Genomic DNA, 20,824 nt, shown 5'->3' on the forward strand with positions numbered 1-20,824 from the left:
CGCTTGAATAATCCAGCCAGAATTGAAATGATTATTCGAATTTACCCAACAATCTGGAGCCCGCATGGACCAGCTGCACGCAATGCGCGTGTTTGCCCGCGTGGTGGAAACCGGCAGCTTCACGCAGAGCGCCGAGCAGCTCAACCTGCCACGCGCCAGCGTGACCAATGCGGTGCAGCAGCTGGAGCGGCATCTGGGCGTGCGCCTGTTGCACCGGACCACGCGCAAGGTCACCCTGAGCAGCGACGGCACGCTGTACTACCAGCACTGCCAGCGCGTGCTGGCGGCGCTGGATGAAAGCGATGCGCTGTTCAGCGGCGCACTGGCTGCGCCGCACGGCACGGTGCGGGTCGATCTGCCCGAGCGGCTGGCGCGGCTGGTGGTGATCCCGGCGCTGCCGGACTTCTGCAGTCGCTACCCCGGCATACAGCTGCGCCTGAGCGCCACCGACCGGCTGGTCGATCTGGTCGAGGAAGGCATCGATTGCGTGGTGCGCGTTGGCGCGCTGGCCGATTCCAGCCTGATCGCGCGCCGTGTGGGCGAAATGCGCCAGATCAACTGCGGCGCACCGGACTACCTTGACCGCCACGGCCGGCCGCAAACACTGGCCGAACTGGCCGGGCACCTGGAAGTGAAGTTCTTTTCCAACCGCACCGGGCGCGATCTGGACTGGGAATATGTACAGGATGGCGAGCGCAAGACCATCAAACTGCAAAGCGCCGTGGCGGTCAGCAGCGCTGAGGCGTATCAGGCCTGCTGCCTGGCCGGGCTGGGGCTGATCCAGGCCCCCCTGCACGGCCTGCGCGACGACATCGCCGCCGGGCGGCTGGAAGCCATCCTGCCCGACTACCCGCCCCCGCCGCTGCCCGTGTCCATTGTATACAGCTCGCAACGCCTGCTGGCGCCACGGCTGCGGGTGTTTATTGATTGGCTGGCGGAGTTGCTGGCAGGGCAGGATTGGGGCTGATCAGGCAAATGCCAACGTGGAGCCGTTGGCAAAGCCCAGTGCAGCGGTACTGGCAAGGCGCGCGAAACGCAGACAGTACAAAACGTACGGCAAGTGAGCGCAACGCAGCCAGCAGAGCTTTGCTAACGGCTCAATAATCCGGCACACCGTAGGCAGTGAGGATGTAATCGAACTGGGCAATGTCGAGCTGCTGCCCCACATAGGGCTGCAGCGCGGCGATGCGCGCGGCATCGAGCATGTAGGACAGCTTCATGTCCGGATCGGGCTTGTCCTGCTCGTGCTTGAACAGGTCGAACAAAAAGGCGGGCGATACGGTATCGGCCAGCGGCAGGTGGCCGAGGAAGCCCCCTTCCATGCCTTTTTCCCAGACTTCGAGCGCGCGAACGACTTTCATGATGCGGTTCCTTGGTACAGAGCCTCATTATACCGCCCCCGCCTTGGTGGTGAGTGGCGGACGGCAAGCCCCGCCCGAGCGCACTGCGTCAGCAACGTGTATCCGCGCCACGCACGAGCGTAGCGAGGCCCCCTCGCGGCGGCGAGGGCGGGGGGAGTGGAATCCAACAGGCAAGAGCCGCTGTTTCGCCCTGCATTGCCCTTGAGAGTCCGGCCTAGCCGGACTATTGATGCCGGCTGAACCACCAGGAGGTGGAAAAAGACACAAGGCTCTGCGGCGAGGGCGGGGGGAGTGGAATCAAACAGGCAAGAGCCGCTGTTTCGCCCTGCTGTGCCCTTGAGAGTCCGGCCAAGCCGGACTATTGATGCAGGCTGAACCACCAAGAAGTGGAAAAAGACACAAGGCTCTGCGGCGAGGGCGGGGGGAGTGGAATCAAACAGGCAAGAGCCGCTGTTTCGCCCTGCTGTGCCCTTGAGAGTCCGGCCAAGCCGGACTATTGATGCAGGCTGAACCACCAAGAAGTGGAAAAAGACACAAGGCTGTGTGGCGAGGGCGGGGGAAGTGGCATAAAACAAGCGATCGCCGCTGTTTCGCCGGCTCAAAACGACAAGAACCCGGCTTGGCCGGGTTCTTGATGCCGCTTCATTCACTGCCTGAGTGGCAAATCAACTGCGGCGATCAGAAGTGCGCGGTCAGCGATGCCATGAAGCTGCGTCCTTCGGCCGGGTACAGGCTATAGGCGCCTGTCGTGCCGGTGCTGCCGGCACGGATGCCGTAGCTGGCGTACTTCTTGTCGAACAGGTTGTCGACGGTCAGCGCTGCATCCCAGTTCTTGCTCAGGCGCTGGGTGTACTTGGCGCCGAACAGCGCATACGACGACTGCTTGGTGCCGAACTGGTTGGCCTGATCGTTGTCCAGCCGCTGCTCGCCCACGTATTGCAAGTTGAACGCCAGTTGCGAGCCCTCGCGCACTTGCCAGGCCACAGCGGCGTTGGCCAGCCATTCCGGCACCATCGGTACCTGGTTGCCGGCGAGCGCAATGCCGCTGACGGTACCATCGCGGAAGGTGGCACGCTGCCAGCTCAGATTGCCCGAGATGGTCACGCTGGCATTGACGGCGTAGCGGCCCGACAGCTCGATGCCCTCGCGGCGCGTCGGGTCGAGGTTGACGTTGGCACCATAGCCGAAGTTGGCCAGCGGGCTGTAGTAGATCTCGTTGTCGAGGTCATAGCGGTAGTAGGCCAGCTGCGCGCTGGCGTCCTTGCCGTCCCACGCCAGGCCGATTTCCTTGTCGTTCGACGTTTGCGGCTTGAGCGGATTGCTGGTGTAAACCAGCTCGTCGGCATTGGCGAGGCGATAGCTGCGGCCCACCTTGGCATAGGCGGCAAAGCCTGCGCCCAGCGGCTGGCGCACGCCCAGTTGCCATGCATTCAGGCCCTGATCGGTTTGCGAGCTGGTGCCATAGCCGCTCAGGTCGGTCACATCATCTTTCAGCCACGCGTGGCGCGCGCCAACGGTGATGCGCGTGTCGCCAAACGGCTGCAGGCTGGCTTCGGCAAACACGGCCGTGTGGCGCTGCCCGGTTTTCATGCTCGGCACGGCTACGGCGCCCTGATCGACGTCCATATCGCTGCCCAGCCAGTCGATGCCGGCCACCACTTGCTGGCCGTTGCCGAACGGCAACTGGTAGCGCAGTGCGGCGCTTTTCTCGCGCAGGTCGCGCTTGTCGAAGTAATCGCCCCAGCTGCTGTTGTAGTAGCTCTCGGTCTGCTTGCCGCGCAATGCCAGCTCTGCATACAGGGTGCCCGTGCCGATGTCCTGCTTGAGCTGCACACCGCCGCTGCGGTTTTTCACGTCGCTGTAATCGCGCGGGGTGGATGTGCCGTCCGGGTTGCTGGCGTATTCGTCGATGCCCTTGGCAGGGTCGATCTTGCGGCTGCCCGCCAGGCCCAGGTGCTGGTTGCCGGCGCGCACATAGGCATTGATACTGCCACCTTCGTGCTGCCATGCGGCATTCACGCCCACGTTGTCGCGGCGCTCGGCATTGTTGTCACGCTGGTGGTCGGTGCTCATGCTTTGCGCATAGGCATCCAGACCGACGCTGTCGGTGGCCTTGTGCAGGGCCAGGTCGAGCTGGCGCAGATTGTTGCTGCCCACGGTGGCCGTCGCTTCGACGGTATCGGCCGCCTCGAACGGGCCGCGCGTGATGATGTTGATCACGCCGCCCGTAGTGCCGCCGCCGTATTGCACGCTGCCGCTGCCACGCACGATTTCAATGCGGGCAATGGCGGCCAGCGGCAAAAAGGCCAGCTTGGGCGACGACAGGTCGTTGGTGTTTTGCTTGACGCCGTCGACGAGGATCAGCGTGTTGCTGCTGCCGGTCATGCCGAAGCCGCGCAGGTCGATGGTGCCGTCGGCCGAACCGCTGGTGCTGAAGAAGTGGATGCCGGCGACAGACGACAGTACCCCCTGCACGGTACTGGCGGACGATTGCGCGATATCGTCGGCGGTGATGACCGTCACGCTGCCGGGAATGGTGCTTTGCAGCGAGGGCACGCGCGAGGCGGTGATGATCACCGGGTCGGCGTTGTACACCGGCAGATCGGCGGCATGGGCACCCAGCGCGGCGCACAGGGCGGCCAGCGGCGTGAGGCGGCGGCATTGAATCAGTTGGAACATGGAACACACTCCCGTGGACATGGTTGGGAGTGCGAAAGACCGACGGGCCGGTGCGGGCGCAGCATGAGTCCGCGCCCGGCCACTGGCCGGTCGTACTTCGGACTTCACCCCGAGTCTTCCGCACTGCTGGGCCAGGCCGGTCTCCGGGCTCATCGCTCGTCTGCTTCGCCTTCCCGGCCCGTGGGCCAGTGGCATGTGGAAGCAGCGTCGTCACGATTTACCGTTGCGGGGGCAGCTCGGGGATCACCTCAGGGTTCACCCGATTCCCGTTTAACCGGCGATTGTCGCCGGCACCTGACAGGGCGCGGAGTGTAGCACCGTTATGTGTTTTTTCCCTGTCCGGCTACGTCAGCCGCTGATATGCGGCCGCATCTCTGGCGGTAAAAGGCCGGGCACATGTCCGCCAGCGCTCAATCGTCGGTATGCACCACGCCACAGGCGGCATCTGCCGCCAGCAGCAGGTCTTCCAGCGTATCGGTTTCGTCGCTGATCGCAGCGGCGCCGACGGTCACCCCCACCTTGATCTCGCGGCCATCCTCCAGCTTGACCGGCGTGGTCATCACGCGCAGGCGGATACGGTCGGCCACGGTTTGCGCGCCATCGAGCGGGGTATCGGGTAACAGCAGCGCGATTTCCTCGCTGGAAAAGCGGCCGATCAGGTCGAAATCGCGCACGCTGCCACGGCAGCACTCGGCCACGTATTGCAGCACCAGATCGCCGCCCTGGGTGCCATAGCGCTCGTTCAGCTTGCGCATCTGGTCCACATCAACCAGCAGCGCCGACAGCACATGCCCGGCGCGCTGGCTGCGGTTCACCTCGCGGCCGGCGTTTTCCAGAAAGGCAGCGCGGGTAGGCAAGCCGGTGAGCGCATCGACATACTCGTTGGCCGCCTGCGCAGCCCGCTGGCGCGCCCGCTGCCACGACAGGCCGAGCGCCAGCGCGGCCAGCCAGCCCAGTGCTGCCACGCCCCATGCGATTGCCATCCAGTTGTCGTCGCCACCCATCAAGCCACTCCTGCCGTTAGGATTAGTGTAAGTGGTGATGCAGGAATTTGCATCCGCGCCCGCAGCCGCGCAGTACCGGGGCCTGCGGCTGGCGCACCGCCAGTCGGCAGCAATATGTAAAGCGCATCGCCGCAAGTAAGCGCGGCAAGTACAATCGCGCCCATGTCACGAATCTTGCTGCTTCGCCTTTCGTCCATGGGCGACGTCATCCATACCCTGCCGGCGGTCAGCGATCTGGCGCGCGCGCGGCCGGGCACCACGGTCGACTGGGTGGTCGAAGAAGGCTTTGCCGAGTTGCCACGCCTGCACCCTGCCGTGGGCGAGGTGCTGCCGATTGCGCTGCGCCGCTGGCGCAAATCGCCGCTGAACGCACACACCCGCAGCGAATTTGCCGACTTTCGCAGCCGCTTGCAAAGCAGCCGCTACGATCTGGTGCTCGATATCCAGGGCCTGCTGAAAAGCGCCGTGGTGGGCAAGCTCGCGCACGGCCCCATGGCCGGTTACGACCGCCACAGCATACGCGAGCCGCTGGCCAGTCTGCTTTACCGCCAACGCCATGCCGTTGGCCGCCATCTGCACGCGGTAGAGCGCAGCCGCCAGTTGATGGCTGCTGCAGTGGGCTATGCGCCGGGTGGTCCGCTCGATTACGGTCTGCGGGTGCCGGCCTTTACGCCGGACTGGCTGCCGCAACAACCCTATGCGGTACTGCTCACCGCCACCAGCCGCGCCGACAAGGAATGGGCCGAGGCCAACTGGATTGCGCTGGGCCAGCAACTGGCCGAGCGCGGCATCGCCAGTGTGCTGCCCTGGGGCAGCGCTGCCGAGCGCGAACGCGCCGAACGGCTGGCCGCCGCCATCCCTGCTGCATGTGCAGCCCCCAGGCTGGGCCTGGGCGATGCTGCCGGCCTGCTGGCTGGCAGCCGCATCGTGGTCGGCGTTGACACCGGGCTGGCGCATCTGGCTGCTGCGGTGGCCGCGCCCGTGGTGGCGATTTTCTGCGCCTCTGACCCCATCAAGACCGGCGTGCTGGCCGACAGCTACGCGGTCAACCTCGGCCAGCATGGTGCAGCGCCCGACGTGGCCACCGTGTGGCAAGCCGTCACCGCCGGAATGCGCCCGTGATCCGCTGGCTGTATTCGCTGTGCCTCTACCTGATCACGCCGGTCATCATGGGCTATCTGCTCAAACGCGCGCGCAAGCAGCCCGAATACCGCCAGCACTGGCGCGAGCGCTGGGCCATTTACGACCGCAGCCCCCGCAACGGCGCACAGCCGCTATGGCTGCACGCGGTATCAGTGGGCGAAATGCGCGCCGCGCTGCCGCTGGTAAAGGCGCTGCGCGAGCGCTACCCCGATCACCCGCTGCTGCTCACCTGCATGACGCCCACCGGCCGCGCCACCGCTACCGAGCTGTATGGCGACATCGCCGAAATCGTTTACCTGCCCTATGACTACCCGTGCGCAATGCGCCGCTTTCTGCGTCGCTACCGGCCGGTGCTGGGCCTGCTGCTGGAAACGGAGCTGTGGCCCAATCTGCTGACCGCCTGCCGCAAGCACGGCGTGCCGCTATGGCTGGTGAATGCGCGGCTGTCGGAAAAATCGGCGCGCGGTTACGCCCGCATCCGCTGGCTGGCCGGGCCTGCCTTTGCCCGCTTGAGCGGCGTGCTGGCGCAGGCCGATGCCGATGCCGGCCGGCTGCGCGCGCTGGGCGCCACCAATGTGCACGTGACCGGCAACCTCAAGTACGACAACCAGCCCGAGCCGGACATGGTGGCACGTGGCAAGCGCTGGCATGGGCTGTTCGGCCAGCGGCCGGTGCTGCTGCTGGCCTCCAGCCGCGACGGCGAGGAAGTCTTGCTGGGCGACGCACTGCGCCGCGCCGGCCTGCCGGCCAATGCACTGTGGATCGTCGTGCCGCGCCACCCGCAACGCTTTGACGAGGCCGCACAACAACTGCAGGCCAACGGCTGGCGGGTGCACCGCCGCAGCCAGTGGGATGAAGGCGCGCTGCCGGCCGACGTGCAGGTACTGCTGGGCGACAGCATGGGCGAAATGCTGGCCTGGCATGCGGCGGCGGATGTCGCCATCATCGGCGGCTCGCTGCTGCCCTTTGGCAGCCAGAGCCTGATCGAAGCCTGCGCGGTGGGCACGCCGGTCTTGCTGGGGCCATCCACCTACAATTTTGCGCAGGCCGCTGCCGAGGCACTGGCCTGCGGCGCAGCGCAGCAGGGCGACAATGCCGACGCGGTTGCGGCACTGGCCATCCCCCTGCTGTCTGACCCGGCCGGCCGCGAGCGCATGGGTGCCGCCGGCATGACGTTCACCAGCGCCCATCGTGGCGCGACCGCGCGCATGCTGGCACATCTGGGGCAGGCGCTTTAGCGCCGCTGCATTCGCTCAACGATAGCGGGCAGAAATCCGTTCCAGTTCGCCGGCCTTCAACACGGCCTGCACGGCAGCATTCAGCCGGTCAAACGTTGCGCCACCCAGCTGCGGATTGCAGGCCAGCCACATTTGCGTGTCCTTGCCGGAAGCCAGGGTCAGCACCGGTTTGATGCCATTCTGAAAGCCGGCCAGCCTGGCCCGGTATGGCCCCACGCGTGAGCCGGCCACCCACAGGTCAATGCGGCCGGCGCGCAGCTTGAGTAAGTTCTGCACATCGCTGGCGGCGCGCTCGAGCGGTATGCCCATTTTCTCGGCCAGGTCGGAATAGGCATCGCCGTTGTAACCGCCCACCCTGAACTTGCTGGCGTCTGCCGCGCTGTTCAGGCGCAGCGGGTTGTCGGCACGCGCAAACAGCTTGATCTCGTCGGCAACCAGCGGGCCGATCCAGCGGTAAAAACGCTCGCGTTCGGCGGTACGCACGGCGGAGTACACGCAGGTATCCGGCTGGCTGCGCGCCAGGAAGAGTGCACGTGCCCAGGGCATCAGCTCGAATGACGCCTGCAGGCCGGCGCGCTGCAGCGCCTGGGCAAGCAGTTCGGTTGCGATGCCGCTCACCTCGCCATCCACCTGCATATTGAAGGGCGGGTAGTCCTCGGTAACAAAAGTCAGCGCGCAGGCAAGCTGCGCGCACACGCAAAAACCCAGCGCTGCCCCCAGATGCTGGCGCGTACCCATCATTCCCCCTGTTTGCTGAAACTGGTTTCAGCCTAGCCCAAGCGGCGTATCGCCGCCCTGGCGCCAGCGCAGCTGGTGCACCACCAGACCGGCAATGATGAGCGCGGTGCCGGCCAGCATGGCCGGGGTGACCAGCTCGGCATTGAGCGCCTTGCCCAGCCACAGCGCCGCAGCGGGCGATGCCAGCGACAGCAGCGCCACCTGCGCCGGGCGGCATTCGCGGATCATCCAGTAATACACGCTGAAGCCCAGCGCCGACCCCACCAGTGCCAGATAAGCCACCGCCCCCACGGCACGCCAAGGCAGCGCCCTGACGTCCGGCAGCGGCGCACCGCTCAGCAACCAGAACACGCCGGTGAGCGTGGCACACACCAGCAATGCGCCGGTATTCACCGCCAGCGCCGACAATCCTTGCGAATCAATCTTCAGCCGCACAGCGGCAGCCGATTGCAACAGCACCGCCAGCAAGGTGACCGCCAGCCCCAGCGCGGCGCCGCCAAAGCCGTGCGCAAAGATCGTGGACAGCCCGGCCACACCCAGCGCCACACCGATCAACTCGCGCGCGGCGGGCTTCTCGTGCAGCCACCAGTGGGTGAACAGCGCGGTGGAGAATGGAATCAGCCCGAACAGCACCGCCACCGTGCCGGATGACACCGAGCGCGATGCCCAGTAGGTGCACGCCATCGACAAACTGGTGCCCAGCCCGCCCACCAGATAGGCGCGCCGCGCTGCGGCATGCATGGGCAGCTCGCGCCCAGACACGCGCAGCGACAGCCAGCACGCCAGTGCGGCCAGCGCGAAGCGGCCCACCAGCGCCAGCGGCACCGGCAAGCCGTGCACGCTCCAGTTGATCGCCAAGGCCGTGGTCGACCACACGCCGATCAGCAACAAACCTGCCAGCCAATAGCGCATCAGGCGGCCAGCAGGAAACGGCCGACGTCGATACCGTATTTTTCGGGGGATTCAAAACCGGCGATGCGATCACCGCCCTGCTTGGCGGCCAGTGCGAGGTCGAGGTCCTCGGGCGGCAGATAGCCGGGGGTCTTGGTGGAATAGATCACCTTGACCAGCGGCGTGAGCGGCGCGGCATCGTTCTGCTCGGTCACTACCGCGAGCCGGCCCGACTGCAGCTTGACCAGCGTGCCTACCGGGTAAATGCCTATGGTGCGGATGAAAGCCTGCACCAGTTGCGGGTTGAAGTGGTGCGGACTCCACTCCCACAGCTTGCGCAGCACCTGCGGCGCCGGCATGCCCTTGTGGTAACAGCGGTCCGAGGTGATGGCGTCATACACGTCAACGATGGAGGCCATCTGCACCATCTGGCTGAGCTGGTCGGCCTTGCGTTTTTCGGGGTAACCGCTGCCGTCCTGCCGTTCGTGGTGCAGCAGGGTGATCTCCAGCGCCACCGGGTCTATGCCTTCCACCTGCTTGAGGATTTTCCAGCCCTCCAGCGGGTGCGAGCGCATCACGGCGAATTCCTCGTCGGTCAGCCGGCCCGGCTTGTTGAGGATGTGGTCAGGCACCAGCATCTTGCCGGTGTCGTGCAGCAGGCCACCCACACCGCCCTGCCGCACCTCCTGCGCCGACAGCCCCAGGCTCTTGGCAAAAGTGATCATCAGGGTGCCGACGGCCACCGAATGCAAAAAGGTGTATTCGTCCTTGTTCTTGATGCCGATCAGCCCGATCAGCGCCCCGGCATTGCGGTCTATCGAGTCCGCGATCAGCTCGGCCACTTCCTCGGCCTGCGCCACCTCGATGGCGCGGCCCATGCGCACGTCGCTCATCACCTGCCGCACCATCTGGCCGGCTTGCTGGTGAATGCGACTGGCGCGCGACATTTCCTCGCGGCGCGACAGCGGTGCCGGCTTTGCCGGCTCGGCCAGCGCGGCCAGCAACGAGGCCTCGGTGGCGGCCTCGGCCTCTTCCAGCGTGGGCGCATCGTCCACATCGCGGCCGCGTGCGGCGTCGATATACAACGATTGCACGCCGGTCGCAACGATGCGCTGCAGGTCGGCATCGCTGTCGAGCAGAAACTGATTGCGCACGAAAGGATGATCAAACCACGCCAGATTCAGATCGTGGATGTACATGCCGGGCGTGAGCTGATCGATACGGATTTTCTTGATCATGTGACACCATGTCACTGCAGGCTTTATTGTATGGTTGATTGTAAACACTCGTACGCGCTTGCACCGGTGAAATGTCGCCGCCAGCACACGGGTGTCATGGCCATAAAAACATTAGAAAACACTACTAAATGCCGTCGTCCAGCCTGTTTGATTCGCAAACCCGCCGCCAGTGGCGCCACGTCTGGCTGCTCGGCGTCATGCTGTGCGCCTCGGCGCTGATTTTGCTGGCGTGGGAGAGCTGGGATGACTACCGCTCAAGCGAAGCGCAATACCGCCGCCGCTTGCTGTCGGCCGCGCGGCTGATCACCCAGCAGTTCGACCAGACGATGACGCAGAGCGTGGCCAGCGTCGACAACATCGGCACCGAGCTGGCCGTGCGCGCCAACCGCGACCCGCTGGACGGCGTCGATTACCTGGACGTGCTGCGCACCGCCGCGCGCTACGACACGCAATCGAGCCACCTGTTCGTGCTGGACGAGCAGCAACTGTGGCTGATTGACCGCACCGGCCGGCTGGAAGGTCGGCTGGGCGTGCAGGACAGCATCAAGGCTGCCGTGGCGGCCAATGGTGGCCAGACGCTGGGCCTGCCGCTGCAGGTGCAGGCCGATGGCCCCTTGCTGCTGCCGGTGCTGCGCCACTACACCTTGCGCAACGGCCATCGCATCGTGGTGGGCCTGCTGCTGCCGCCGCAACGCTTTGACGAAATGTACCGGCGCCTGATCGGCAGCCCGGGCCTGACCTTCGGTCTGGTGCGCAACGACAGCCGCCTGCTGTTGTGCATCCCTACCCTCAACGATCCACGCTCGGGCCAGACGGTTACATTGCAACAGGACAGCTTCGGCGCCTTGCTGCAGGCGCCCTGCGGGCCACTGGCGGCACAGCCGCGGCGCGGCCTGTTCATGCTGTCGCCCTCGTCGCTGCACGCCTACAGCATCTTCTATGGCGTTGACCGCAGCACTTACCTCGACATGTGGCGGCAGCGGCTGCAATGGCGCATCACCTCGCTGTTCATTCTGGGCTGCGTGATCGCGCTGTTCTCGCACCTGCTGCGGCGCTTTGTGCGCCAGCTGGTGCAGCAGGGCAGCTTTCACCGGCAGATGTTCCTCACCGTCAATGACGGCATCCTGCTGCTGGACAAGGGCAAGGTGGTCGATGCCAATGATGCCGCCTGCGAGCTGTTCGGCGTATTCGGCAGCGACGCGCTGATGGGCCGCAGCCTGGCCGAGCTGTCGCCATTGCTGCAGCCCGATGGCCAGCCCTCGGGCCTGCACGGCGCCGAGCTGCTGGATGCCGCCGCGCAGGGCATACTCAACGGCTTCAACTGGCAGTTGCAGCGGCTGGACAACCACCAGCCCTTCGACAGCGAAGTGCGCCTCAACGCTTTCCAGCATGACGAACAACGCCAGCTGCTGATGGCGATCCGTGATGTGTCCGAGGCACAGCACTACCTGGCACAGCAGGAATACCTGGCCAACCATGACCTCTTGACCAAGCTGCCCAACCGCTACTGGCTGAGCCGCCGGCTGGACGGCCTGATCGCCAGCCAGCCGCAGCAGCCGATGGCGCTCTTGGTGCTGGACCTGAACCGCTTCAAGGAAATCAACGATACCTTGGGCCATCAGGCCGGTGATGAAATCCTGCGCACACTGGGTACGCGGCTGTCCGACTGGGTGCGCCAGCATGGCGCCGATACCGCGCGGCTGGGTGGTGACGAACTGGCGGTGGTGCTGCCCTACGACGGCCACGACGGCACGCTGGCACAGGCGTGCGACGACATCGCCGCCGTGATCCGCGAGCCGCTGTGGGCCGGCAATCTGGCGCTGGAACTGACGGCCAGCATCGGCGTGGCGCTGTATCCGCAGCATGGCAGCGACACCGTATCGCTGGCGCGCTGCGCCGACATTGCCATGTATGAGGCCAAGCGCAACCGCCATCACGTCAGCATCTACCGCGCCGGCATGGACCGCTTCACGCCCGAGCGGCTGGCGCTGCACGGCGAGCTGGCGCAGGCGATACGCGAAGACGGGCTGGCGCTGGTCTACCAGCCCAAGGTCAACGTACACGACGGCAAACTGGCCGGCTGCGAGGCACTGCTGCGCTGGCAGCACCCCGAGCGCGGCATGATCTCGCCGGTCGAATTCATCCCGATGGCCGAGAATTCCGAGCTGATCCGCCCGCTCACCGCTTGGGTGATCGACCATGCGCTGGCGCAAGTAAGACTCTGGCTCGATGCCGGGCTGAACATCCCGGTGGCGGTCAACATCAGCGCGCGCAATCTGCTCGACGCCGATCTGGTCGGCCTGGTGGTGGACAGCCTGCGCCGCCACAACGTACCGCCTGCGCTGCTGGAACTGGAAGTCACCGAATCGGCGCTGCTGGAAGACCCGGAAACCGCGCTGTCGCGCCTGACCCGCCTGCACGGGCTGGGCATACGCATGGCGATTGACGACTTCGGCACCGGTTATTCATCGCTGGCCTATCTCAAACGCCTGCCAGTGCAGGTGCTGAAGATAGACCGCACCTTCATTGCACCGCTGGTCACCAGCCAGCCCGATGCGCTGATCGTGCAGTCCACCATCGGTCTGGCGCACAGCTTCGGCCTGCAGGTGGTGGCCGAGGGCGTCGAGGATGGCGCGATTCTCGACGTGCTGCGCAGCATGGGCTGCGATCTGGCGCAGGGCTATCACATTGCCCGGCCGCAGCCGCCGGCCGCTTTCGAGGCATGGAGTCGTGAGCACCGCAGCGCCTGAAGCCGGCCCGGCCACGGTGCAGCTGCGCTTTGCCGACCACGACGGCCAGCCGCTACTGGCCGCCATCGCACCGGCTGGCAGCCGGCTGATCGACGTGGTGCGCGAGCTGGCACGGCAGGGGCGGCTGACGCTGCAATGGCGCTGTGCGCAGGGCACTTGCGGCACCTGCCTGGTCCATCTTGAGCACGCCGGCAGCGGTCAGCCGTTGCAGCTCACCCCCATGGAGCGCAATGTACTGGTGCGGCACGGCCACCTGCCGGCAGCGGCGAATTTGACGCAAATTGATGAAAAACAAACACCCCGTCTGGCCTGCCACGTCCGCTGTAGCGCGGATTTGTTGATTTATATCCAAAAAGAATAAAAACAAAAAACATCATTATTTATTGCATATAACGTCATCTGGCACACTCCGTCGTGTTCATATTCCAAATACACACGGAGTTCGCAATGTCTTATCGCAAATTGTTCGCTGCCCTGACGCTGGCTGCCGTCGCATCTTCCGGCTGGGCCGCCAGCATCGAGCTGCTGAACGTCTCCTACGATCCGACCCGCGAGCTCTATCAGGATTACAACAAGGCCTTTGCCGCGTACTGGAAGAAAAAGACCGGCGACGATGTGGTGATCAAGCAATCGCACGGTGGTTCGGGCAAGCAGGCCCGCTCGGTGCTGGACGGTCTGCAGGCCGACGTGGTGACGCTGGCGCTGGCCTACGACATCGACGAACTGAACACCAAGGCCCACTTGCTGGGCGCCGACTGGCAGAAGAAGTACCCGGACAATGCCTCGCCGTATACCTCGACCATCGTCTTCCTGGTGCGCAAGGGCAACCCCAAGGGCATCAAGGATTGGAACGACCTGATCCGCGCCGACGTGAAGGTGATCACCCCCAACCCCAAGACCTCGGGCGGTGCACGCTGGAACTTCCTGGCTGCCTGGGCCTGGGCCAAGAAAACCTACGGCTCGGATGAAAAGGCCCGTGACTACGTAACCAAGCTGTTTGCCAATGTGCCGGTGCTCGATTCCGGCGCACGTGGCGCCACGGTGACCTTTGCCGAACGCGGCCAGGGCGACGTGCTGCTGGCGTGGGAAAACGAAGCCGTGCTGGCCGGCAAGGAATGGGGGCCGGAGAAGTTCGACATCATCGCGCCGAGCATCTCGATCAAGGCCGAACCGCCGGTGGCCGTGGTCGACAAGGTGGTGGACAAGAAGGGCACCCGCAAGGTGGCCGAAGCCTACCTGCAGTACCTGTACTCGAAGGAAGGTCAGGAAATCGCCGCGCAGAATTACTACCGCCCGATCGACAAGGACGTGTACGCCAAGTACGCCAAGCAGTTCCCGAACGTGAAGCTGTTCGACATCGACGATGTGTTCGGTGGCTGGACCAAGGCGCAGACCACCTACTTCAACGACGGTGGCGTGTTTGACCAGATCCAGGCTGCAATTGCCGCCAAGAAGTAATCAACCACCTCATCACCCGGCGGGCACTGCCAGTGGCAGTGCCCGCGCCCACCACGAAGGAAACCGATCATGAGCTTGCGTCTTGGCGATACCGCCCCCGATTTCACCCAGCAATCGTCGGAAGGCGAAATCCGTTTTCACGACTGGGCCGGCGACCACTGGGTGGTGCTGTTCTCGCACCCGGCCGACTTCACGCCGGTGTGCACCACCGAGCTGGGCTATACCGCCAAACTGGGTGATGAGTTCAAAAAACGCAATGCCAAGCCGCTGGCGGTGAGCGTTGATCCGGTCGATTCGCACCACAAGTGGATAGACGACATCAACGAAACGCAGAACACCCGCGTCAACTTCCCCATCATTGCCGACGCCGACCGCAAGGTGGCCGAGCTGTATGACATGATCCACCCCAATTCGCTGGCCAACCTGACCGTGCGCACGGTGTTCATCATCGACCCGGCCAAGAAGATCCGCCTGACCTTGACCTACCCGGCCAGCACCGGTCGCAACTTCAACGAGATTTTGCGCGTGATCGATTCGCTGCAGCTGACCGATGGCTACAAGGTGGCCACGCCGGCCAACTGGCAGGACGGTGACGACGTGGTGATCGTGCCGTCGCTGCAGGACGAGGCGGAAATCGCCCAGCGCTTTCCCAAAGGCTATCGAGCCGTACGCCCTTATCTGCGCCTGACGCCGCAACCGAACCGCTAAGCTGCTTGCCGCCATGATCTGCAGGCAACCGGTATCAAGACCCCGGCAGCGCCGGGTTCTCACCTGTTGTTACAGGCGAAGCACCGGTTGGCCCTGATCGATTCATTCCTCCCAACCTCGCTACCGTTCGTGGCGGGGTTGAGGCTGGATGATGCGGCTGACGACGACAGGACGTGCCGGGCCGGGGGCAACCCCGGCCTTTTCACTTCCGGATGCATTCCATGAGCATATTGACTGAACATCTGGCGGACCGATTGCCGGTTCCCATTCCGCTGCCGACACTGGAAGACTGGCCCAATGCCGAATTCCTGGTAGACCCGGCGCGCGGCATTACCGTGAAGGCGCTGGGGCTGAACCTGGCCAGCGTGTTCCAGCCCATTTTCAATGCCGCCGGGCAAGTAGTGGCGCAGGAAGCGCTGCTGCGCGCCACCGCGCGCGGCCGGCCGCTGCCGCCGATGCAGGCTTTTGCCAGCGCGGCCAGCCAGCAACTGGTGGCGTTCGACCGGCTGTGCCGCACCTTGCACCTGCTCAACTACGCCACCTTCCAGCATGGCGATACACGGCTGTTCCTCAACGTGCACCCGCAGCTGCTGGTGCAGGTGGAATCACGCCATGGCGAGGCCTTTGGCCGCATTCTGGACAGCCTGGCGTGGTCGCCCGAGCGCGTGGTGCTGGAAATCACCGAGGATGCGATCCCCGATTCGCGCGTGGGCCAGGTGCGTGCCGCCATCGAGAGCTACCGTGCACGCGGCTATGGCATTGCCATTGACGACTTTGGCTCGCGCCATGCCAATCTGGACCGGCTGTGGACTTTCGAACCGACCATCGTCAAGGTCGATCGTGAGCTGATTGCCCGCGCCGAGCATTCCGCGCCATTGCGCCGTGCGTTGCCCAAGCTGGTGGAGCTGCTGCACGAGCTGGAGGCCGAAGTCATCGTCGAAGGCATTGAAACATCCACCCAGCACCAGCTGGCGCTCGATGCCGGCGCCGATGCGGTGCAGGGCTTTCATCTGGGCGAGCCGCGCTATTTCGGCTCGTCGACGCAACTGGGGGCACGCTGATGGATTTGATTGAACGCTGGCTGGATGCCGGCAACAGCATCGTGATTGCACCGGGCTGGCAGGATTCCGGCCCCGAGCACTGGCAAACCCAGTGGGGCAGCGAATACCCGCGCTTTGGCCGCGTGCAGCAGCGCGACTGGCAGGAACCGGTCGCCAGCGACTGGGTACGCGGGCTGGGCGAGGCCGTGGCGGCTGCCAGCGGCAAGGTCATCGTGGTGGCACACAGCCTGGGCTGCGTGACCACGGGCCACTGGGCCGCGCTGTCACGGCTGCGCGACAAGGTGGCCGGCGCCTTGCTGGTGGCCCCGGCCGACGTGGCGCGCGAAGATGCACCGTCCAGTTTTGGCAGCTTTCTGCCGTTGCCGATTGCACGCCTGCCCTTTCCGTCCCTGCTGGTGGCCAGCGACAACGATCACGCTTGCTCGCTCGACCGCGCGACCACGCTGGCCGAGGTCTGGGGCAGCCAGCTGCATACGCTGGAAGGCGCAGGCCACATCAACGTCGACTCCGGCCACGGCGAATGGCCGGAGGGCCTGAAGCTGCTGCGGCAATTGCTGCGGCGTGTGCCTTTGTAAGGGCCGGTTTCCGCGCGGGCACTATGCATCGCGGCAGGGCCGGGCCTGCACTGCCGCGCCCGGCAAACGCCCGATCAACCAGCGCACGGCCTTGCCCAGCCAGCCCGCGCCGGATGGCTCTTTCAGCCCGCGTGCCGACAGCGTGGTGCTGTGGTCGGCCATCAGCGTGATCCAGCCGCTTTCCGGCAACACATGCACGCAGCCGGCGCGCAGCCGGCGCTGTGGCCGCATGGCGTAGCTGCACAGCCAGATGGTCGGCTCGGCCAGTGTGAGTTCACCATCATGCACATGCAGCACGGCACCGCGCCGGGCTTGCAGATGCAGCGTCTGGCCTGCAGCCAGCTGGAGTTGTTGCGCTTGGATGGGGGTAGTCATATCAACCTCCTTGACGTGCCCCCAGCTTAAAAAATCACCGCCCGCGCCAACAGGCACAAGGATGCGAAACAGCAGCCACAACAAGCACAGCACCGGCCATCTGTTTCGATGCAGTTATGCACCATCTGTATGTGTTCTGCACCGCTGGCTGGCGCACAATGGGGCATGGATACCGCACCGCTCTATCGCCAGCTCGCCAGCCACTACCTGCACGCCATCGAAGCCGGCACCCTGAATGCCGGCGAGCGCATGCCATCGATCCGCGTGCTGATGGCGCGGCATCAGGTTTCGCTATCGACCGCGCTGCAGATGTGCCGCCACCTGGAAAGCCGCGGCGTGCTGGAAGCGCGGCCGCGCTCGGGCTATTTCATTCGCAAGCCGGCCAAGAGCACGCTGACCCCGGCGCGCGAGCCGCAATGCACCACGCCCGACCCGGCGCAGTTCGTTGGTGTGCATGCGCGCGTATCGGACATCCTCACGCGCGGGCAGGCGGCGCAGGTGCACACCAATTTCTCCGGTGCGGTCGGCGCGCCCGAGCTGTATCCGTACGAAGCGCTGCGCAATGCGGCCATACGCGGGCTGCGCAACCACCCCGACCTGTTCGGCCGGGCAGTGCCGCTGCACGGCGACGCCACCTTCCGCAGCGTGCTGGCGCGGCGCGCGCTGGATGCACGCATCAATATCGGTGCCGACGAGATCATCATCACGCAAGGCTGCGTGGAAGCACTGAACCTGGCGCTGCGCGCCATTGCCCAGCCGGGCGACGTGATCGCGGTCGAATCGCCTACCTTTTATGGCCTGCTGCAAATCCTCGAAAGCCTGGGCCTGCGCGCGCTGGAAATCCCCACCAGCCCGCAAACCGGCATTTCACTGGAGGCACTCGATCTGGCGGCGCAGACCTACCCCAATATCAAGGGTGTGGTGGTGGTGCCCAATCTGCAGAACCCGCTGGGCAGCATCATGCCGGACAGCCACAAACAGAAGCTGGTGCAGTGGTGCGAGGCCCAGCAGATCGCGCTGATCGAGGACGATACCTATTCGGCGCTGGGCAATAGCGATGTGCCGCTGTCGGCCATCAAGGCGTGGGACCACAGCGGCAACGTGATTTACTGCGCATCGCTGCACAAGATCCTCGCGCCGGGCATGCGGCTGGGCTGGATCAGCGCCGGGCGCTGGCAGGCAAGGGTGGAAATGCTCAAGTACGCACAATCACGCCCCAACGAGGCACTGCCGCAGATCGCCGCCGCCGACTACATGGCATCGAGCGCCTACGAGCGCCACCTGCGCCGGCTGCGCGCCCGCCTGCGCGAGCAGCGCGAACAGATGGCCGATGCCATCGCCAGCTACTTCCCCGCCGGCAGTTGCCTCACCGTGCCGGATGGCGGGCTGGCGCTGTGGGTGGAAATGCCGGCACAGCGCTCGTCCGACGCGGTGTTCGATGCCGCGCTGCAGGCCGGCATCCGCATTGCACCGGGGCTGATGTTCTCCAACCTCAACCGCTTCGATCACTTCCTGCGCATCAGCTGCGGCCAGCCGTTCACCCGCGAGCTGGACCAGGCGATACGCACGCTGGCAAGCATCGTCGAGCGCGCTTGAGCGCTCAAAACAGCATGATGCCCCAGCGCCGCACCAGCAAGGCAAACAGCGCAAAGCACAGCATGGTGATCACCACGCTGGCGGCCAGCGCCACGCCAAAACCCCAGCGCTGCATCAGCCACGGAAACAGCAAGAACATCGGCAAGGTCGGCACCACGTACCAGAAGGTTTAGGGCCTGTTAACACTTATTTCGCGCTTACGCTGGGCCGCAAAGAGGTCAGCTACAAGGCACGCAACGCAGGCAATAACCGGTTATTGCCAAGGCGCGTAACGCCGTAGATGGCCTCTTTGCGGCCCAGCCCTGCGGGTGCGGGGTATTTCGGGCGGTTCGCTGCGTTGCAAACCGCTTGCGGTACCCGTACCGCGGCGCGTTCTGCGCCTTGCGCTCCATCCCGAACTACCCCGAACGCAAGCGTGAAATAAGTGTTAACAGGCCCTAGTACGCGTGGTTGGCAATCTTGTCGGCGGGCTGTTTTTCCAGATACAGCCAGCACAAGGTGAGCACCGTCACCAGCGGCAGCGAGGCAATCAGCGCACCCAGCCGGTCGCTGCGCTTGGCAAATTCCGACACCAGCACCACGACGGCGGCAGTGATGCCGTATTTGATGATCAGGTAGTACATGCTGCCTCCGCTGTGCCGCGCTGGCGGCGGTAATGCAGCCACCACAGCAGGCTGCCCAGGGTGGCAGTGAGCATGTCCTTGTGCGCATCCCACATATCGCCCTGCTGGCCGTTATAGGCCTCGGCCTGTGTTGGCGAGAGGGTGACGGCGATCAGCCACTCGAACCATTCGTACCACAGGCTGGTGACCATGATGGCGGTAATCGCCACGCCAAAGGCAAAGCGCCCGCTCTGCCGATAGCGCTGCACCACATGCGCGGCAATCGGCGGTGTCAGGCAGAAGCCGTACAGAAAATGCACCAGCCGGTCGAAGTTGTTGCGTTGCCAGCCCAGCAGCTGGTTGAGCGACACACCCAGCGCCGATTGCGCCCAGTGATCATAGGGCACGTTGGAATACAGCCAGCGCGCGGCAATACAGTGCGTGGCGATGAACACGGCAATCAGCAGATAGTCGCGCTCGCTCAGCACATAACGGCGGCGATACCACCACAGTGCCGCAAAGCCGAGCACGGTGAGCGAGCTGTGCAGCGCCTGCTCCACCGGCCACAGCGGCTTGATCCAGCTGGCAAGGAATACCAGCAGCATGAACACGGTGGTCGCACGATACGACGGCAGCAACCTCATGCCGTGCCCTCCGGCCGGCGCAATGCGGCAAAGGCCTGTGGCTCCCATTCGCGCATGGCCAGCAGCACGCCGGTGCCGCGCCGGTGCGCCAGCGGCAGGCTGAGGCTTTCGCGGTGCAATTCGGCAAAGTCCTGCCGCAGCCGTTGCAGCTTGTGCTTGAACTGCAACGCTGCGGCCTCGCTGAGCATGCCGTGCACGAACAGCATCTGTTCGCTGTCGGCGTGGAAGTCGGCATCAAGGAAATCCGGCCGGCCCTCGGCGCGGAAATAGCGGCGTATCGGGCCATCGGGCCGCCAGTCGAAATCGCGTGCGATATTCAAGCGGATGCGGTTGCCCGGCAGCAGCGCAATCAGGCCGATGCGATCAAGCTGCAGCAGCTTGGCAATGCATTCGGGTTCGCTCAGCGCATAGGTGGCCACGATTTCGGCCATGCGCCAATGGTTGAGCGCCAGCACGGCCACCAGCAGCAAGCGGGGGTCGCCCACCAGCTGCGCCTCTTGCGCATCGCTGAGCTGTTGCAGCGCCACGCCCTGCTGCTGGCTCTCGGCTACCAGCTCGGCCAGGCTGTAATCGACCAGCGCGGCCAGCGCGCACAGCCGGTCGACGGCGATGCTGTCGCCGCTGAACATGCGCTTGAGCGTGGGCTCGGACACGCCCAGCTGCAGCGCGGCCTGCTTGTAGGTAAGGCCGCGCGCCTTGAAGCGCAGCTTGAGCGTATCGAGCAGCCGACGGGTTTCGTTCATCGCAAAGTATCAGGATTTGA

General features: G+C 64.9%; 21 protein-coding genes and 1 riboswitch. Of the genes, 10 read left to right on the top strand and 11 right to left on the bottom strand.

The annotated features are described in order from the left end of the window. Positions 1-64: 64 nt before the first annotated feature. Entirely contained in the window at positions 65-967 is a 903-nt protein-coding gene (locus tag B9A19_RS12745) for a LysR family transcriptional regulator (RefSeq protein ID WP_084091178.1), read from the top strand. Between the two features lie 130 nt (positions 968-1,097). On the opposite strand, the gene B9A19_RS12750 is transcribed toward B9A19_RS12745, so the two are convergent. The 3 genes from B9A19_RS12750 to B9A19_RS12760 all read right to left on the bottom strand — a co-directional run bounded on the left by B9A19_RS12750 (position 1,098) and on the right by B9A19_RS12760 (position 5,044). Further along, complete coding sequence (locus tag B9A19_RS12750) at positions 1,098-1,361, bottom strand: hypothetical protein (protein WP_084091179.1); 264 nt, start codon at positions 1,359-1,361, stop codon at positions 1,098-1,100. Between the two features lie 678 nt (positions 1,362-2,039). Beyond that, the gene (locus tag B9A19_RS12755) at positions 2,040-4,040 is read right to left on the bottom strand and encodes a TonB-dependent receptor (protein ID WP_176216919.1); all 2,001 of its coding nucleotides are present in this window, start codon (positions 4,038-4,040) and stop codon (positions 2,040-2,042) included. 117 nt (positions 4,041-4,157) lie between these two features. Beyond that, a riboswitch (cobalamin riboswitch) is annotated at positions 4,158-4,353 on the bottom strand. 97 nt (positions 4,354-4,450) lie between these two features. Next, positions 4,451-5,044: a GGDEF domain-containing protein gene (locus tag B9A19_RS12760; protein ID WP_084091181.1), complete on the bottom strand. Its 594-nt coding sequence runs from the start codon at positions 5,042-5,044 to the stop codon at positions 4,451-4,453. A 162-nt stretch (positions 5,045-5,206) separates the two neighbouring features. Between B9A19_RS12760 and waaC the strand changes: the two genes are divergently transcribed. Both waaC and waaA read left to right on the top strand, forming a co-directional pair. Continuing rightward, positions 5,207-6,166 carry a lipopolysaccharide heptosyltransferase I gene (gene waaC, locus B9A19_RS12765; protein ID WP_084091182.1) on the top strand — a complete coding sequence of 320 codons (960 nt, stop codon included), beginning with the start codon at positions 5,207-5,209 and terminating at the stop codon, positions 6,164-6,166. Then, positions 6,163-7,425 (top strand): lipid IV(A) 3-deoxy-D-manno-octulosonic acid transferase, encoded by a 1,263-nt coding sequence (gene waaA / locus B9A19_RS12770; RefSeq protein ID WP_084091183.1) that lies wholly within the window; start codon positions 6,163-6,165, stop codon positions 7,423-7,425. The genes waaC and waaA overlap by 4 nt, the downstream gene beginning before the upstream one ends. A gap of 15 nt (positions 7,426-7,440) precedes the next feature. On the opposite strand, the gene B9A19_RS12775 is transcribed toward waaA, so the two are convergent. The 3 genes from B9A19_RS12775 to B9A19_RS12785 are packed head-to-tail and all read right to left on the bottom strand — an operon-like array spanning position 7,441 to position 10,292. Next, entirely contained in the window at positions 7,441-8,166 is a 726-nt protein-coding gene (locus B9A19_RS12775; protein ID WP_084091184.1) for a substrate-binding periplasmic protein, read from the bottom strand. A gap of 24 nt (positions 8,167-8,190) precedes the next feature. Continuing rightward, on the bottom strand, positions 8,191-9,075 hold the full coding sequence (locus B9A19_RS12780) for a DMT family transporter (RefSeq protein ID WP_084091185.1): 885 nt from the start codon (positions 9,073-9,075) through the stop codon (positions 8,191-8,193). Continuing rightward, the gene (locus B9A19_RS12785) at positions 9,075-10,292 is read right to left on the bottom strand and encodes an HD-GYP domain-containing protein (protein ID WP_084091186.1); all 1,218 of its coding nucleotides are present in this window, start codon (positions 10,290-10,292) and stop codon (positions 9,075-9,077) included. Before B9A19_RS12785 ends, B9A19_RS12780 begins: the two co-directional genes overlap by 1 nt. Positions 10,293-10,420: 128 nt before the next feature. Between B9A19_RS12785 and B9A19_RS12790 the strand changes: the two genes are divergently transcribed. The 6 genes from B9A19_RS12790 to B9A19_RS12815 all read left to right on the top strand — a co-directional run bounded on the left by B9A19_RS12790 (position 10,421) and on the right by B9A19_RS12815 (position 16,844). Beyond that, positions 10,421-13,042: a putative bifunctional diguanylate cyclase/phosphodiesterase gene (locus B9A19_RS12790; RefSeq protein WP_084091187.1), complete on the top strand. Its 2,622-nt coding sequence runs from the start codon at positions 10,421-10,423 to the stop codon at positions 13,040-13,042. Next, positions 13,023-13,403 (top strand): 2Fe-2S iron-sulfur cluster binding domain-containing protein, encoded by a 381-nt coding sequence (locus tag B9A19_RS12795; protein WP_176216920.1) that lies wholly within the window; start codon positions 13,023-13,025, stop codon positions 13,401-13,403. Before B9A19_RS12790 ends, B9A19_RS12795 begins: the two co-directional genes overlap by 20 nt. 86 nt (positions 13,404-13,489) lie before the next feature. Then, the gene (locus B9A19_RS12800; RefSeq protein WP_084091189.1) at positions 13,490-14,500 is read left to right on the top strand and encodes a sulfate ABC transporter substrate-binding protein; all 1,011 of its coding nucleotides are present in this window, start codon (positions 13,490-13,492) and stop codon (positions 14,498-14,500) included. A gap of 69 nt (positions 14,501-14,569) precedes the next feature. Next, positions 14,570-15,208: a peroxiredoxin gene (locus B9A19_RS12805; protein ID WP_084091190.1), complete on the top strand. Its 639-nt coding sequence runs from the start codon at positions 14,570-14,572 to the stop codon at positions 15,206-15,208. Between the two features lie 221 nt (positions 15,209-15,429). Then, complete coding sequence (locus tag B9A19_RS12810) at positions 15,430-16,269, top strand: EAL domain-containing protein (RefSeq protein WP_176216921.1); 840 nt, start codon at positions 15,430-15,432, stop codon at positions 16,267-16,269. Beyond that, on the top strand, positions 16,269-16,844 hold the full coding sequence (locus B9A19_RS12815; protein WP_084091192.1) for an RBBP9/YdeN family alpha/beta hydrolase: 576 nt from the start codon (positions 16,269-16,271) through the stop codon (positions 16,842-16,844). Before B9A19_RS12810 ends, B9A19_RS12815 begins: the two co-directional genes overlap by 1 nt. A 21-nt stretch (positions 16,845-16,865) precedes the next feature. Here the strand turns inward: B9A19_RS12815 and B9A19_RS12820 are convergent, their stop codons facing one another. Continuing rightward, the gene (locus B9A19_RS12820; protein ID WP_084091193.1) at positions 16,866-17,219 is read right to left on the bottom strand and encodes a hypothetical protein; all 354 of its coding nucleotides are present in this window, start codon (positions 17,217-17,219) and stop codon (positions 16,866-16,868) included. A 129-nt stretch (positions 17,220-17,348) separates the two neighbouring features. Here B9A19_RS12820 and B9A19_RS12825 point away from each other — a divergent pair, with 129 nt between their 5' ends. After that, positions 17,349-18,815, top strand: coding sequence for an aminotransferase-like domain-containing protein (locus B9A19_RS12825; RefSeq protein ID WP_245804340.1), 1,467 nt, complete (start codon positions 17,349-17,351; stop codon positions 18,813-18,815). 4 nt (positions 18,816-18,819) lie between these two features. Here the strand turns inward: B9A19_RS12825 and B9A19_RS22595 are convergent, their stop codons facing one another. The 4 genes from B9A19_RS22595 to B9A19_RS12840 form a co-directional block, all read right to left on the bottom strand. Next, positions 18,820-18,972, bottom strand: coding sequence for a hypothetical protein (locus B9A19_RS22595; RefSeq protein WP_505579036.1), 153 nt, complete (start codon positions 18,970-18,972; stop codon positions 18,820-18,822). A gap of 280 nt (positions 18,973-19,252) precedes the next feature. Next, positions 19,253-19,438, bottom strand: coding sequence for a DUF3147 family protein (locus B9A19_RS12830; protein ID WP_217807056.1), 186 nt, complete (start codon positions 19,436-19,438; stop codon positions 19,253-19,255). Beyond that, on the bottom strand, positions 19,426-20,061 hold the full coding sequence (locus B9A19_RS12835; protein WP_139798821.1) for a DUF2238 domain-containing protein: 636 nt from the start codon (positions 20,059-20,061) through the stop codon (positions 19,426-19,428). The genes B9A19_RS12830 and B9A19_RS12835 overlap by 13 nt, the downstream gene beginning before the upstream one ends. Further along, positions 20,058-20,804, bottom strand: coding sequence for a helix-turn-helix domain-containing protein (locus B9A19_RS12840; protein ID WP_084091195.1), 747 nt, complete (start codon positions 20,802-20,804; stop codon positions 20,058-20,060). Before B9A19_RS12840 ends, B9A19_RS12835 begins: the two co-directional genes overlap by 4 nt. Positions 20,805-20,824: the final 20 nt, after the last annotated feature.

Origin of the sequence: Andreprevotia lacus DSM 23236 (genome assembly GCF_900176275.1) — a bacterium.
GTDB classification, from domain to species: Bacteria; Pseudomonadota; Gammaproteobacteria; order Burkholderiales; family Chitinibacteraceae; genus Andreprevotia; species Andreprevotia lacus.